14 protein-coding genes are annotated in these 14,818 nt (G+C 70.3%); 9 read left to right on the forward strand and 5 right to left on the reverse strand.

Annotated features, from left to right (window positions below; translation table 11 throughout):
• Positions 1-42 precede the first annotated feature (42 nt).
• From G537_RS0131735 to G537_RS0131775, 9 genes are read left to right on the forward strand one after another with little or no spacing between them, the layout of a single operon-like run.
• The gene (locus tag G537_RS0131735) at positions 43-1,839 is read left to right on the forward strand and encodes a methanol/ethanol family PQQ-dependent dehydrogenase (protein WP_081689186.1); all 1,797 of its coding nucleotides are present in this window, start codon (positions 43-45) and stop codon (positions 1,837-1,839) included.
• Entirely contained in the window at positions 1,820-2,632 is an 813-nt protein-coding gene (locus tag G537_RS0131740; RefSeq protein WP_026873462.1) for a substrate-binding domain-containing protein, read from the forward strand. The genes G537_RS0131735 and G537_RS0131740 overlap by 20 nt, the downstream gene beginning before the upstream one ends.
• 1 nt (position 2,633) lies before the next feature.
• On the forward strand, positions 2,634-3,179 hold the full coding sequence (locus G537_RS0131745) for a c-type cytochrome (protein WP_026873463.1): 546 nt from the start codon (positions 2,634-2,636) through the stop codon (positions 3,177-3,179).
• The gene (coxB, locus tag G537_RS0131750) at positions 3,176-4,189 is read left to right on the forward strand and encodes a cytochrome c oxidase subunit II (RefSeq protein ID WP_026873464.1); all 1,014 of its coding nucleotides are present in this window, start codon (positions 3,176-3,178) and stop codon (positions 4,187-4,189) included. The genes G537_RS0131745 and coxB overlap by 4 nt, the downstream gene beginning before the upstream one ends.
• Entirely contained in the window at positions 4,186-6,117 is a 1,932-nt protein-coding gene (gene ctaD / locus G537_RS0131755) for a cytochrome c oxidase subunit I (RefSeq protein WP_034853744.1), read from the forward strand. Before coxB ends, ctaD begins: the two co-directional genes overlap by 4 nt.
• A complete protein-coding gene (locus G537_RS0131760; RefSeq protein WP_026873466.1) occupies positions 6,114-6,710 on the forward strand; it encodes a cytochrome c oxidase subunit 3 in 597 nt (198 codons plus the stop codon). Before ctaD ends, G537_RS0131760 begins: the two co-directional genes overlap by 4 nt.
• Entirely contained in the window at positions 6,710-7,060 is a 351-nt protein-coding gene (locus G537_RS0131765) for a hypothetical protein (RefSeq protein WP_051249395.1), read from the forward strand. Before G537_RS0131760 ends, G537_RS0131765 begins: the two co-directional genes overlap by 1 nt.
• Positions 7,057-7,953: a cytochrome c oxidase assembly protein gene (locus G537_RS41125; RefSeq protein ID WP_051249396.1), complete on the forward strand. Its 897-nt coding sequence runs from the start codon at positions 7,057-7,059 to the stop codon at positions 7,951-7,953. Before G537_RS0131765 ends, G537_RS41125 begins: the two co-directional genes overlap by 4 nt.
• Positions 7,934-8,482, forward strand: a complete 549-nt coding sequence (locus tag G537_RS0131775) for a c-type cytochrome (protein WP_245579182.1) — start codon at positions 7,934-7,936, stop codon at positions 8,480-8,482. The genes G537_RS41125 and G537_RS0131775 overlap by 20 nt, the downstream gene beginning before the upstream one ends.
• A gap of 9 nt (positions 8,483-8,491) precedes the next feature.
• Here G537_RS0131775 and G537_RS41130 read toward each other — a convergent pair whose 3' ends face one another.
• The 5 genes from G537_RS41130 to G537_RS0131800 all read right to left on the reverse strand — a co-directional run bounded on the left by G537_RS41130 (position 8,492) and on the right by G537_RS0131800 (position 14,798).
• On the reverse strand, positions 8,492-10,432 hold the full coding sequence (locus G537_RS41130) for a glycoside hydrolase family 127 protein (protein ID WP_034853745.1): 1,941 nt from the start codon (positions 10,430-10,432) through the stop codon (positions 8,492-8,494).
• Between the two features lie 34 nt (positions 10,433-10,466).
• Complete coding sequence (locus G537_RS0131785; protein WP_034853746.1) at positions 10,467-11,321, reverse strand: carbohydrate ABC transporter permease; 855 nt, start codon at positions 11,319-11,321, stop codon at positions 10,467-10,469.
• Positions 11,321-12,250, reverse strand: coding sequence for a carbohydrate ABC transporter permease (locus G537_RS0131790; RefSeq protein ID WP_211230581.1), 930 nt, complete (start codon positions 12,248-12,250; stop codon positions 11,321-11,323). Before G537_RS0131790 ends, G537_RS0131785 begins: the two co-directional genes overlap by 1 nt.
• Positions 12,251-12,482: 232 nt before the next feature.
• On the reverse strand, positions 12,483-13,730 hold the full coding sequence (locus G537_RS0131795) for an ABC transporter substrate-binding protein (RefSeq protein ID WP_026873471.1): 1,248 nt from the start codon (positions 13,728-13,730) through the stop codon (positions 12,483-12,485).
• Positions 13,731-13,790: 60 nt separating this feature from the next.
• On the reverse strand, positions 13,791-14,798 hold the full coding sequence (locus G537_RS0131800; RefSeq protein ID WP_026873472.1) for a LacI family DNA-binding transcriptional regulator: 1,008 nt from the start codon (positions 14,796-14,798) through the stop codon (positions 13,791-13,793).
• Positions 14,799-14,818 lie beyond the last annotated feature (20 nt).

Raw genomic sequence — 14,818 nt, forward strand, 5'->3', positions numbered from 1 at the left:
TCCTATTGGCGCTGATGTGGGAGGCCGGGCCGCGAGGGTGAATTGGGCCGCCGAATCCTCAGCACCATCATCGTCTTCGTCGTCGCGGCGGCCGGCTCACCGGCGCGACCCGCCGACCTCCCGCAGCCGCCCCCCGCAGCGGCGCCGCCCGAGGACGGGCAGTGGACGATGGCGGCGAAGAACTATGCCAGCACCCGCTTCAGCGGCCTCGACGAGATCGACGCCGGCAACGTCTCCGGGCTGCAGCTGGCCTTCACCTTCTCGATCGGCGTCAACCGCGGGCAGGAGGCGCCGCCGCTGGTGGCCGGCGACACGATGTACATCCTGTCGCCCTACCCGAACATCCTCTACGCCCTCGATCTCACCAGGCCGGGCGCGCCGCTGAAGTGGATGTACGAGCCGAAGCCCGAGGCCGCCGCCCAGGGCGTCGCCTGCTGCGACGTGGTCACCCGTGGCCCCGCCGTGGCCGACGGCCGGGTCTTCCTGAACACCCTGGACGGCAACACCATCGCGGTCGACGCCGCGACCGGGCAGGAGATCTGGCGCACCAAGCTCGGCGACATCAATATCGGCGAGACCGTCACCATGGCGCCGCTGGTCGCCAAGGGAAAGGTGCTGGTCGGCAATTCCGGCGGCGAATACGGCGTGCGCGGCTGGATCGCGGCGCTCGACGCCGGTACCGGCAAGCTGGCCTGGAAGGCCTACAGCACAGGGCCGGACGCTGACGTCCTGATCGGCCCGGATTTCAAACCGATCTACGAAGCGGACCGGGGCAAGGACCTCGGCGTCTCGACCTGGCCGCCCGGCGCCTGGCAGCAGGGCGGCGGCAATGTCTGGGGCTGGATCTCCTACGACCCCGAGCTGAACCTGATCTATCACGGCACCGGCAACCCCGGGCCGTGGAACCCGGACCTGCGGCCCGGCGACAACAAATGGACCGCCGGCATCTTCGCCCGCGACCTCGACACCGGCGCCGCCCGCTGGGCCTATCAGTGGAGCCCGCACGACCTCTACGACCATGACGGGATCAACGAGAACATCCTGCTCGACATGCCGTGGCAGGGGCAGCCGCGGAAGGTCCTGGTCCGTCCGGAGCGCAACGGCTACGTCTATGTGCTGGACCGCGTCACTGGCGAGGTGCTGTCGGCCAAGCCCTTCGTGCCGATCACCAGCAGCAGCGGCGTCGACCTCGCGACCGGCCGGCTGGCGATGGTGGCGGACAAGGCGCCGCAGACCGGGCGCGTGATCCGCGACATCTGCCCGGCGGCGCCGGGCGCCAAGGACTGGAACCCCTCGGCGTATTCGCCGCGGACCGGGCTGCTTTACATCCCGCACAACAACCTGTGCATGGATTTCCTGGGGATGGAGGCGAACTACATCGCCGGCACCCCCTATCTCGGGGCCGAGGTGCGGATGAAGCCGGGCCCCGGCGGTCATCGCGGCGAGTTCACCGCCTGGAAGATCGCCAAGGGCGAGCCGGCCTGGACGGTGAAGGAGAACTTCCCGGTCTGGAGCGGGGCGCTGGTCACCGCCGGGGACGTGGTCTTCTACGGAACCTTCGAAGGCTGGTTCAAGGCGCTGGACGCGCGCAGCGGCAAGCTGCTGTGGCAGTTCAAGACCGGCTCCGGGATCATCGGCCAGCCCACCACCTATCGCGGCCCGGACGGGCACCAGTATGTCGCCATCCTGTCCGGCGCCGGCGGCTGGGCCGGCGCGATCGTCGCCGGGGACCTTGACCCGCGCGACCAGACCGCGGCGCTGGGTTTCGTCGGCGCCATGGGCGACCTCAAGGAGGCGACGACGCGGGGAGGCATGCTCTATGTCTTCCGGCTTCCCTAGGCTGCTGCTGGTCGCGGCGCTGGCGCTGACGGCCGGTGCCGCCGGGGCGCGAGAGCTCAAGGTCTGCGCCGATCCCAACAACCTGCCGTTCTCCAATGCGAGGGGCGAAGGCTTTGAGAACCGCATCGCCGCGCTGGTGGCGCAGGATCTCGGCGCGACCGTGACCTACACCTGGTGGGCGCAGCGCCGCGGCTTCATCCGCAACACGCTCCAGGCCGGGCTGTGCGACCTGGTCCCCGGCACCATGCTGGGGCTGGAGATGCTGCGTTCGACCCGGCCCTATTACCGCTCCGGCTACGTCTTCGTCACCCGAGCGGATGGGCCGCGGATCTCGTCCTTCGACGACCCGGCGCTTCGGGACCTCCGCATCGGCGTTCAGCTGGTCGGCGACGACGGCGCCAACCCGCCGCCGGCCGAGGCGCTGGCCCGGCGCGGCTTGGCCGGCCACGTCGTCGGCTACACCGTTTACGGGAACTACGCCGAACCAAGCCCAGCCGGCCGGATCGTCGCGGCGGTGGCGAAGGGCGAGATCGACGTCGCCGTGGTCTGGGGGCCCTTCGCCGGCTATTTCGCGCCGCGCCAGCCGGTGCCGCTGACGGTCACCCCGGTGCAGCCGCAGACCGCGGGGCTGATGCCGATGGCGTTCGACATCGCCATGGGCGTGCGCCGCGAGGACAAGCCGCTGGCCGAAGAGGTGAACGCCGCCCTGAGCCGTCATCGCGGCGAGATCGACGCGATCCTGGCGCAGTACGGCGTGCCGCGGCTCGATCGCGCCGAGCAGGCGGGGCCCTGAGATGCGCAGATTGCCGACGATCCTGCTGCTCTCTGTCGCTCTGCTGGCCTCCGGCTGCCGGCGCGAGGAGCGCAGCTACGACACGTCGAGGGCCGAATCCGCCGCCGAGGTGATCGTGGCGCTGGCGCCGATCTCGCCCGGCGGCAGCAGCCCGCAGACGGCCGCGAACCCGAAAGGGCAGGAGTACGAGCACAACGCCTACGCCATGAGCCAAGGCAAGCGGCTGTTCCAGTGGTACAACTGCAGCGGCTGTCACGGGAATGGCGGCGGCGGTTCCGGGCCTGCCCTGATCGACGACAAGTGGATCTACGGCAGCGGCATCGACAACATCGTCGCCACCATCCGCGAGGGCCGGCCGAACGGCATGCCGTCCTTTCGCGGCCGCATCCCGGACGACCAGATCTGGCAGATTGCCGCCTATGTCCGCTCCATGGGCCGCTTCGTGCCGAAGGACGCCGCGCCGTCGCGCAACGACGGCATGCAATCGCGGCCGGCGGAGAACCGGCTGCCGCCCGCGGTACCGCGCCCGGTCGGGGTGCCGCAATGACGGCTCGGCTGCTCCGGTCCGTCGCCATGGCCGGCGCCGCGCTGCTCGCCGGCTGCGGCGAATGGCCGGCCGCGCTGACGCCGATGGGCGAGGGCGGCGACCGGATCGCGCGGCTGTTCTGGCTGTTCACCATCGTCTGCGCCGTGGTCTGGCTTCTGGTCGTGCTGGCGCTGGCCATCGCCATCGCCCGCCATCGCGTCGACCGGGCCGACCCTCTGGCCGAGGAGCCGCGGCGCGACCGCGCGGCGCGCCGGGTGGTCGGCGCCTGCCTGGCCGCGACCGGCGTGATCCTGATCGTGCTGACCGGGTTCAGCTGGTGGACCGGCAAGGGGCTCGCTGCCCTCGGCGAGCGGCCGGCGCTGACCCTGCGCGTCACCGCCAGCCAGTGGTGGTGGCAGGTGCAGTACGAGGACGACCAGCCCAACCGGGTGCTGACCACGGCGAACGAGATCCACATCCCGGTGGGCGAGCCGGTGCAGATCAAGCTGGAGGCGAACGACGTCATCCACTCCTTCTGGGTGCCCCGGCTCTCCGGCAAGGAGGACCTGATCCCGGGCCGGCAGAACGTCATCACCATCAAGGCCGACGCGCCCGGCCGATATCGCGGACAATGCGCCGAGTTCTGCGGCCTGCAGCACGCGAAGATGGCGCTGCTGGTGGTCGCGGAGCCGCGCCCTGCCTTCGACGCCTGGCGCGAGGCGCAGCTGGCCCCGGCGGCCGAGCCGCAGGAGGCGGAGGCGCGGCGGGGCCGGGACGTCTTCCTGTCCAAGCCCTGCGTCATGTGCCACCAGATCCGCGGCACCCCGTCCGGCGGCCGGGTGGCACCGGAGCTGACCCATATCGGCAGCCGCGAGACGCTCGCGGCCGGAACCCTGCCGCTGACCCGCGGCAGCCTGGCCGCCTGGATCGCCGACCCGCAGGCGATCAAGCCCGGGAGCAACATGCCCCGCGTCGATCTCGACGCCGACGAGCTGAACGCCCTCGTCGCCTATCTCGAGAGCCTGAAATGAACGAGGCCGAGGCGCTGCCGTCCGACACCGCACCGCGCGGCCTGCGCGACACCGATCTGGACGAGCACACGCTCGACCGGCTGCTGTCGGAGACCTGGGGGACGGGCAGAGGCCTCCTGGCGGGGCTCGCCACCGTCGACCACAAGATCATCGCCCGGCGCTACATGGTGACCGCCTTCTTCTTCCTGATCCTCGGCGGGCTCGCGGCGGTGATGATGCGGCTGCAGCTGGCGCGGCCGGAGGCCGGCGTGGTCGGGCCCGACCTCTACAACCAGCTGTTCAGCATGCACGGCACGACGATGATGTTCCTCTTCGCCGTGCCGGTGATGGAGGCCTTCGCGATCTATCTGGTGCCGCTGATGGTCGGCACCCGCAACATCGCCTTCCCGCGGCTGAACGCCTTCAGCTACTGGGTCTACCTCTCCGGCGGGTTGATGATCTGGATCGCCTTCGCGCTCAACACCGGGGCGGATGCCGGCTGGTTCAGCTACGTGCCGCTGGCGGGGCCGGAATACGGCGTCGGCAAGCGCAGCGACTTCTGGGCCCAGATGGTCACCTTCACCGAGGTCTCGGCCCTGGCGGTCGTGGTCGAGATCGTCGTCACCGTGTTCAAGCAGCGCGCGCCGGGGATGACGCTGGACCGCGTCCCGCTCTTCGTCTGGGCGATGCTGGTCACCGCCTTCATGATCCTCTTCGCCATGCCGGCGGTGATGGTGTCCAGCACCATGCTGATCCTCGACCGGCTGGTCGGCACCCATTTCTTCAACCCGGCCGAGGGCGGCGACGCCCTGCTGTGGCAGCACCTGTTCTGGTTCTTCGGCCATCCGGAGGTCTACATCATCTTCCTGCCGGCGACCGGCATGGTCTCCGCCATCATCGCCACCTTCGCGCGGCGGCCGGTCTTCGGGCATCTCGGCATGGTCCTGGCGCTGATCGCGACCGGCTTCCTGTCCTTCGGCCTGTGGGTGCACCACATGTTCGCGACCGGGCTGCCGCAGCTCGGCGCCGCCTTCTTCACCGCATCCAGCATGCTGATCGCGATCCCCAGCGGGCTGCAGATCTTCTGCTGGATCGCGACGCTGTGGGGCGGCCGGCCGGTCATGAACACGCCGATGCTGTTCGTGCTGGGCTTCATCGTCGTCTTCGTCATCGGCGGGCTGACCGGGGTGATGGTCGCCTCGGTGCCGATCGACCTGCAGGTGCACGACACCTACTTCGTGGTGGCGCATTTCCACTATGTGCTGATCGGCGGCTCGGTGTTCCCGCTGATCGCCGCCGTCTATTACTGGTTCCCGAAGATCACCGGCCGGATGCTGAACGACCGGCTGGGACGCTGGAACTTCTGGCTCGCCTTCATCGGCTTCAACGCCGCCTTCTTCCCGATGCACCTCCTCGGCCTCGCCGGCATGCCGCGGCGGGTCTACACCTATCCGGAGGCGTCGGGCTGGGGCGGCACCAACCTGTTCGTCACCGCCGGGGCGGTGGTCCTGGCCGCCAGCTTCGCCCTGCTGCTGGTCAATGTGATCCGCAGCCTGCGCCGCGGCGAGATCGCGGGACCCAACCCCTGGGATGCCGGCACGCTGGAATGGGCGACAGCGTCGCCGCCGCGGCCCTACAACTTCGCCCGGATCCCGGTGGTGACGCATGTCGAGCCGCTCTGGGCCGAGCGCGGCGATCTGCCGGTCGCGACCGGACTTCGCGTCGACGCGCGCGAGCTGATCGCCGGCACCCTGGCCGAGGCCGAGCCGGAGATGCGAGAGGCATCACCGGATTCCTCGATCTGGCCGCTCTTCGCGGCGCTGGCGGTCGGCGCCGCCTTCCTCGGGTCGATCTTCACCCCCTGGGCGGTGGTCTGGGGCGGCATCCCGGTGGCGGTCACGCTGATCGGCTGGTTCTGGCCCAAGGGCACGCCGGAGGACGAGGAATGAGGCACCGCCCCGTCGCCGATGTCTCGGAGCTGCCGACCTACGGCTTCGGATCGAAGAGCCCGATCTGGTGGGGCACGCTCAGCTTCGTCGCGCTCGAAGGCACCGGCTTCGCCCTGGCGATCGGCGCCTATCTCTACCTCGCCCATCAGGCGCCGAGCTGGCCGATCGCACCGCCGCAGCACGACATCCGGGCGGCGACGATCCTGACCATCCTGCTCCTGGTCAGCGCCGTCCCCAACCATCTGCTCGACCAATGGGCCAAGCGGCAGGACCTCCGGAAGGTGCGGATCGGCCTGGTGGTGATGAGCCTGTTCGGCGTCGCGCCGCTGATCGTCCGCATCTTCGAGTTCCAGGCCCTGACGGTGCTGTGGGACACCAACGCCTACGGCTCGGTCGTCTGGTTCCTGCTCGGCCTGCACACGACGCATCTGCTGACGGACGCCGGCGACACCATCGTGCTGGCGGTGCTGATGTTCACCCGCCACGCCAGGACCGGGAGGCGCTTCAGCGACGTCAGCGACAATGCGTTCTACTGGTACTTCGTGGTCGCCTCCTGGCTGCCGATCTACCTCCTGCTCTATTGGGTGCAGTGATGGGCGCGGGCGTGTTCACCCGGATCCGGCTGCACGGGCTCTCCTGGGCCGGGCTGCTGTCGGGGCCTGGGGCGTGGGCGCTGTCGACCCAGGTGAACTACGCCCTGGTCCCCTGGGACTGCCCGCGCCAGCTCGGCATCGTGCCCTGGACGGCGCTGCTGCTGGTGCTGGTGGCCCTCGCCGGCGGGGCGCTGTCCTGGCGGGCCCTGCGCCGGCCCGACGTCACCGCGCGGCCGGTCCGGACCGAGCGCTTCATCGCGATGCTGGGCATCGGCGCGGCGCTTCTGTTCGCGCTGATCGTGGCGCTGCACGGCTCGGCCGGGCTGGTCTTCGACGGATGCGAGCGATGAGACGCCTTTGCCTCGCCGTCCCGTTCGCGCTTGTGCCGGCGACGGCCTTCGCCCATGCCGGGCACGACCACGGGTATCCCTGGACCTGGGATTGGTGGATCACCGGGCCGTTGCTGCTGACGGCGCTGCTCTATGCCCGTGGCGTGCTGCGGCTGTGGCGCCGCGCCGGGCCCGGGCGGGGCGTCGGCCACGGGCAGGCGGCAATGTTCCTCGCAGGCTGGCTGGCGCTCGCCGCCGCGCTCGTCACGCCGCTGCACGCGCTGGGCGAGCGGCTGTTCACGGCGCATATGGTCGAGCATGAGATCCTGATGGTGCTGGCGGCGCCGCTTCTCGCCCTGTCGCGCCCGATCGGCGCCATGCTGTGGGGCTTGCCGCAGGGCTGGCGCCGGTCGCTGGGCGCGGCGGCGGGGTCGCGGCCCTGGCGCCGGTTCTGGCGGGCGGTCACCGACCCGCTGGCTGCGACGGTGCTGCACGGCATCGCGATCTGGGCCTGGCACGTGCCGGCGCTGTTCGCGGCGGCGCTGGCGGAAGAGGCCATGCACGCGCTGCAGCACCTCAGCTTCCTGGTCACCGCGCTGCTGTTCTGGTGGTCGCTGCTGTGCCGCCGCGGCAGCCGGGGCGTGGCGGTCGGCCACCTCTTCGCCACGGCGCTGCACACCGGCCTTCTCGGCGCCCTCCTGGTGTTCTCCACCCGGCTGTGGTTCCCGGACCAGGCGGGCGAGGCGGCGCGCTGGGGTCTGACGGCGCTGGAGGACCAGCAGCTGGCCGGGCTGGTGATGTGGATCCCGGCCTGCCTGGCCTACCCGATCGCCGGGCTGGCGCTGGCCGGGCTGTGGATCGCCGGCGCCGGCCGGCGGGCAGGGGAGGGGCGCCATGCCGTCGGGACGCGGTAGGGGCGTCGCCGCGGTGCTGGCGACGGCGGCCATGGCCGTGCTCGCGGCCTGCGGCGGGCGGCGGGCCGCGCCGCAGCCCGCTTCGGAACCGCGGACGTCTCCGGGAGCACGGCGTCTCCGCCGGGCGCTGGCCTGGATCGTCCCCGTGCTGGCGATAATCCTGTTGCTGGGCGGCGGCGCGGCGGTCTACGGCATCCAGAGCCGCCAGGCGGCGGAGCGCTGGGCGGCGGATCTCACCGGCGGCGACCCGCAGCGCGCGCCGGCTCTGATCCTGCGCAACGGCTGTGCCGGCTGCCACACCATTCCCGGGATCGACGCCGCCCGCGGCACGGTCGGCCCCGCCCTGTCAGGCCTGGCGGACCGGGCCTATATCGGCGGCGTGCTGCCGAACACGCCGGAGAACCTGGTGCTGTGGCTCCGGGATTCGCGCGCCGTGAACCCGCGCACCGCGATGCCGAGCACGCGGATCCCAGAGGCCGAGGCGCGCGACATCGCAGCCTATCTTTATGCCCACGGAACGCGGCCCTGAACCGGCCAGCTAAGCCGTGCGGACCCAGACCAGCATCTCCCCGGGGTCACGGTTGTCCCAGGCGTAGTAGGGCACGGCCTTGATCCGCACCGGCCGCTCGGCCGGCGGCGCGGTGCGGTAGAGATCGCCACCCCAGTCGGCGGCCGATTGCGCCCGCCCTTCGCCCTCCAGCGTCACCACCCCGCCCAGCAGGCCGGGCTCCTCGCGCGCGGTCAGCCTGGCGTCCTGTGGCAGCACCACGCTGTTCAGCGGCACGGGGTTGTCGACGCCCTCCAGGCAGTAGACCAGCGGCCCGCGCCGGATCGCGGCCCGGCCGGCGTCGTGCCGGATCTCCGGATGGGCGTGGATCCGCTCGACCGCCAGCTCCAAGTCCAGCCGCACCGTGTCGCCGGCCGCCCAGCGCCGGCTGATCGCGGCATAGCCGTTGCGGGTGATGGCGGCGAGGTCCTGGGCCGTGCCGTTGACCAACAGGCTCGCCTTCCGGCACCAGCCGGGAATGCGCAGATGGAGCGTGAAGGCCGCCGGCGCCTCCGGCTCGACCGTCAGGGCGATGGCTCCATCCCAGGGATAGCGCGTCTCCTGCACCAGCCGCACCTTGCCGCCGGCGGTGTCGAGCGTCGCGGTGCTGTCGCCGTAGAGATGGACGGCGATCCCATCCTCGGACTGGCCGTACATGTAGCTGCCGATCGACGCGGTCAGCCGGGCGATGTTCGGCGGGCAGCAGGGGCAGCGGTGCCAAGTCCAGCGGTGGTGTCCGCCGCGGCTCTCCAGCGGGTTCTCGTAGAAGAAGGTGGCGCCGTCCAGCGACAGGCCGGAGGAGGCGCCGTTGTACAGCGCCAGCTCCATCATGTCGGCGTAGCGCGCATCGGGGCCGAGGCCCAGCATGCGGCCGGCCCAGAACACCAGCCCGACCGCGGCGCAGGTCTCGGCGTAGGCGCTCTCGTTCGGCAGGTCGTAATCGGCGGTGAAGCCCTCATTGTCGGCGGAAGGGCCGAGCCCGCCGGTGACGTAGAGGCGCTTGCTCGTCAGGTCGCGCCACAGCCGCTCCAGCGCCAGGCGCAGGCTGTCGTCGCCATACTCCATCGCGATGTCGGCCATGCCGCTGTACAGGTACATCGCGCGGACGGCGTGGCCGACGACCTTGTCCTGCTCCCGCACCGGCAGGTGCGACTGGTTGTACTCGTAGGTCTTGAACACGTAGTCCTTCGGGTCGCGGCCGTGCTCGCGCGCCTCGGTGTCGTAGAAATGCGGCTGCCGGCCGCGCTCGTCGATGAAGTACTTGGCCAGGTCCATGTATTTCTGCTGGCCGGTGACGCGGGCCAGCTTGACCAGCGCCAGCTCGATCTCCTCATGGCCGCAATAGCCGCGCTTCTGGCCGGGGCCGGTGCCGAGCACGGTGGCGACGTGGTCCGTGTACCGGCACATGATGTCCAGCAGCTTGCGCTTGCCGGTGGCCTGGAAATAGGCGACGGCGCCCTCGATCAGATGGCCGGCGCAGTACAGCTCATGGCAGTCGCGCAGATTGGTCCAGCGCAGCCCCGGCTCGATTCTCTGGTACCAGCTGTTGAGATAGCCGTCGGGTTGCTGCAGCCGGCCGTACAGGTCTATGACGTGGTCGACCTTGCGCTCCAGCTCCGGGTTCGGGCTGCGCTGCAGGCAGTAGGCGGCGGTCTCGATCACCTTGCCGAAATCGGAATCCCAGAACATCTGGGCCGTCACCAGCCCACCATGGAAGGGGATGCGGACACCCGGCGACGGCTGGTCGGGGTCGATCTGCTGCAGCATCCCGGCCTCCTCGCAGCGCTGGTACAGCGTGTCGGCGGTTTTGGCGCAGACGGCGTCTATGCGGGCGCCCCAGAAGCCGCGGACCTCGACCTGCGGCACCGCCGGCGGGCGGAAGCGGGCGCGCGGCGCGGCGTCGGGAACGGCAACGGCGGAAGCGTCGGTCATCGGTGAGACTCCATCGATCAGCGGGAGGGGGCGCCTACTTCACCGCGCCGGCCGTCAGGCCGCGGATGTAGAAGCGCTGCAGGGCGAGGAACAGGATCAGGCAGGGGATCATCATCACGGTGACGCCGGCCTGCACCGCGCCCCAGTTCACGGCGCCGAAGCGGCCGGAACGGACGGCGGTCATCAGGATCGGCAGGGTGAACTTGTCCTGGTCGGTCAAGAGGATCAGCGCCGCCAGGAACTCGTTCCAGGCGGCCAGGAAGGCGAACAGCGCCACGGTGACGATGCCGGGGAACACCAGCGGCAGCATCACCCGGGCCAGCAGCTGGATACTGCCGGCGCCGTCGATCCGCGCCGCCTCCTCGATCTCGCGCGGCACCGCGTCGAAGGCGTTGCGCATCATGAAGATCGAGAAGGGCAATTGCAGCGTGACGTAGATCAGCACCAGCCCGGCCAGCGTGTTCTGCAGCCCGAGCCTGGTCAGCAGCAGGAACAGCGGCGTCAGGATCGACTGGAAGGGGATCATGATCGTCGCGATGATCAGGACGAACAGCACGTTCTTCAGCGGGAAGCGGAAGCGCGAGAAGCCGTAGCCGCCGAGCAGGCTGACGATCGAGGTGATCACGGCGGTGGCGACGGCGACCGTGATGCTGTTGCCGGCGTAATGGCCGATGCCGGCGCCGAAGGCGTCGAGCGCGGCGTAGCTGTCGGTGCTCCAGCCCGCGCTCGGCCAGGGCGGCAGCGGCGGCAGGTTGGCCTCCGACGCCGGCTTGACGCTGGCCAGCATGGTCCAGGCGATCGGCGCCAGGAACAGGATGGCGGCGATCAGCGCCGCCGCCTGCAGCAGGAAGCCGGGCGCGGTCCGGCGCATCGGGACGGTGGCGCTCATCACTCGCTCTCCGGATGGCGCAAGAGGCGCAGCTGGATCACGCTCAGCACCAGCAGGATGGCCAGCAGCACCATCGACAGCGCCGCGCCGTAGCCCAGCCGGAACGAGACGAAGGACTGGTTGAAGATCCAGTAGACGGCCGTGACGGTCTGGTTTCGCGGCCCGCCGCCGAGGATGATGTAGAACTGGTCGAAGGCCAGCATCGATCCGGTGACCGACAGGATCAGCGCCAGCGCGATGGTCCGCCGCATCAGCGGCAGGGTGATGCGGCGGAACCGGGCCCAGGCGCCGGCGCCGTCGATCTTCGCCGCTTCCAGGTAATCGGCCGGGATTCCTTGCAGCCCGGTCATCAGGATCACCATGGTGAAGCCGGCGACCTTCCACACCACCATGGCGATGATCGACCAGAAGGCCGGGTCGAAATCGGCCAGCAGGTTGACGCGGCCGGATGTCAGGCCCAGCGCCTCCGCCGCCGGGCTGAACAGCCCGGCATCGACGTTCAGCAGCCAGGACCACAAGAGGCTGGCCGAGGCGAAGCCGACCACCACCGGCAGGAAATAGGCGGTGCGGAAGAAGCCGCCGAAGGGACGCGGCTTCTCCACGAACAGCGCCAGCGGGAAGGCGACCGCGAAGATCGCGATCGTGACGACGACGGTGTACAGCGCGGTGAAGCGCAGCGCGTTCCAGAACCGCATGTCGCGGGCGATGGCGAGGTAGTTGTCCAGGCCGATGAAGCGCGACACGCCCATCAGCGGCCAGTTGTGCAGCGACATCCAGGCCGTCATCGCCAGCGGCACGACGAAGAACACCACCACCAGCGCCACCGCCGGCAGGACGAAGAGCAGCCCGGCCCATTCCCGCCGCCGGGCTGGGCGGCGGCGGGCGAGGGCCCTCGGGATCGCGCCGGCGGCCTGGGACGTCGACATCATGCCGATCCTCCACCCGAGCCCGCTCCTTCCTTGTCCCCCCTCCCCTTGCGGGAGGGGGGTAGGGGGAGGGGTCTGCGCGCGTCCGCGCGCGAAGGGGAAAAGGGTCGATCTCGCCGAACCGGTTTTTCGACAGCCCGAGCCGAGCCCAGCGGAGACAACCCCCTCCCCCTGGCCCCCTCCCGCGAGGGGAGGGGGGACTCGTTTGGCTTCGCCTTCGCTGCCATCACCGCCCTCAATTCCCCGGGGCGCTGTCGATGATGCTCTGCATCGTCTCCTGGGCGTTGGCGAGGGAGCCGTCGACGTCGTCGCCGAAGAACACCTCGTTCACCATCTGCACCCAGGGGCTGTTCATGCTGTTGATGATGTCGTTGAAGACCACGGAATAGGGCGTCCGGCCCTTCTCCATCGCCTCGGCCGCGATCCTGTAGCGGGGGTCGAGGTCCTTCAGCGCCTCGTCCGAGATGTCGCCGCGCACCGGCAGGCTGCCGTAGCGGGCGAGCAGGGTCTGCCCTTCCAGCGAATAGGAGAAGTCGAGGAAGGCCTTGATCGCCTTCAGCTTGGTCGTGCCTTTGGTGACCACGAAATTGTCGCCGCCGGCGAAGGAAGACCAGCCGCCGGTCTTCCCCGGCAGGAAGGTGACGCCGTACTCGATGTCCGGATACTGTGTGTTCAGCGCGCCGATGGCGAAGGCGCCTGACGGGGCCAGGCCGATATTGCCGCGGGCGAAGGCGGCGAAGAAGTTCGACCCGGTGTCGGTCCGCGCCCCCTCCGGCACCAGCCCTTTCTCGACCATGCTGCGGTAGAAGGCGATGGCGTCGCGCATCTGCGGCGTGTCCAGCGTCGCCTGGCTGCCGTCCTCGCTCAGGATCTCGCCGCCGCTGGCCCAGATCAGCGGCGTGAAGGTGAAGATGTTGCAGCCGCCGCAGGCGCCGGAGAAGTAGAAGCCCTTGATGTCGCCGCCGAGGGCGTTGACCTTCTCCGCCGCCGCCTCGATCTCGGCCCAGTTGGCCGGGCCCTTCTCCGGGTCCAGCCCGGCCTGGCGGAACAGCTTCTTGTTCCAGATCAGGACCGAGCTGTCGGCGGAGTAGGGCAGGCCGTAGATCCGGCCCTTGTAGGTGCCGGTCTTCACATGCGCCGGCGACAGCTTGTCGAAATAGGGCAGGGACTTCGCCCAGTCGGTGATGTCCTCGAGCTGGCCCGCGGCGGCGAAGGAGGGGGTGTAGATCAGGTCCAGCGACAGCGCATCCGGCGCCGCGCCGCCCGCCGCCGCGGTGGCGTATTTCTGCACCAGCTCCGCCACCGGCACGATCTGCAACTCGGCCTTGTCCTCATGGCTCTTGTTGAAGGCCTCGACGATGCGGGGCATGAAGTTCGACCCGTCCGACCGCACCCACAGGGTGAAGGTCTCGGCCGAAGCGGCGGAGACGGTCAGGGCCATCAGGGCGATGCCCCCGGCCAGGCGCTGCAACAGACACTTCATCTCGTGTCCTCCCTCGGTTGCGGCCGTCCTTCGGGGCGGCCTTGTCGGTGCGGCCCGGCGTCAGCCGTCCGGCGGGGCGCCGCAGGACGCCCGCACCACCAGCCGGCAGGGCAGCTTGCGGATGCCCGGCTCGATCGGCTCGCGGTCGACCAGCTTCAGCAGGGTCAGCCCGGCCTCGCGGCCCAGCTCCTTCAGGTTCATGTCGACGGTGGTCAGAGGCGGGCGCGTCGCGGCGGCGACGATCTCCCAGTTGTCGAAGCCGATCACGGCGACGTCCTCCGGCACCCGGCGGCCGCGCTCGCGCAGCGCATCGACAACGCCGCGAGCAATCTGGTCGTTGCCGCAGAACACCGCGTCGGGCGGGCGGCCGATGCCGTCGAACAGATAGCCGGTCGCCTCGTGGCCCCAGGCCTCGGCCCACTGCCCGGTCAGAACACCCTGCTCGGGCTCCTCCAGCCCCGCCTCGCGCTGCACGTCGCGATAGGCCTTGGCCCGCTGATGCACGACGCGGAAGCTGGCCGGGCCGGTGACATGGGCGATGCGCCGCCGCCCCAGCCGCACCAGATGCTCGACCGCCAGCCGGGCCCCGGCCTCGTCGTCGGAGACGAAGCCGATCGACTCCGGGTCGGGCTCGGTGAAGGCATAGATGACAGGGATGCCCAGATTCGATAGGTCCACCGGCAGGTGGCGGTCGATCCGCTTGCCCGAAGCGATGATGCCGTCGACCCGCTTCTCCAGCATGGCGTCGACATGGGTCTGGGCCAGCCGCGGATCGTCCTCGATGTTGCACAGGAAGACCGACACGCCGTTGTCGACCAGCGCGTCGGAGATTCCGGCCATCACCGGCAGGGTGAAGCGGCCATAGGTGTCGTTGGTCAAGAGGCCGACGGTGAAGCTGCGCTGGCGCGACAGGCTCTGCGCCAGCCCGTTCGGGCGGAAGCCCAGCGCCTTGGCCGTCTGCCGGATCCGCTCGCGCGTCTCATCGGCCATCCGGCCCTGGCCGTTCAGCGCCTTGGACGCGGTGGCGACGCTGACCCCGGCGGCCCGGGCCACGTCGCGCAAGGTCACCGGCCGGCCGGGCCCGTTCG

It is taken from the genome of Inquilinus limosus DSM 16000, from assembly GCF_000423185.1.
Taxonomy (GTDB): domain Bacteria; phylum Pseudomonadota; class Alphaproteobacteria; order DSM-16000; family Inquilinaceae; genus Inquilinus; species Inquilinus limosus.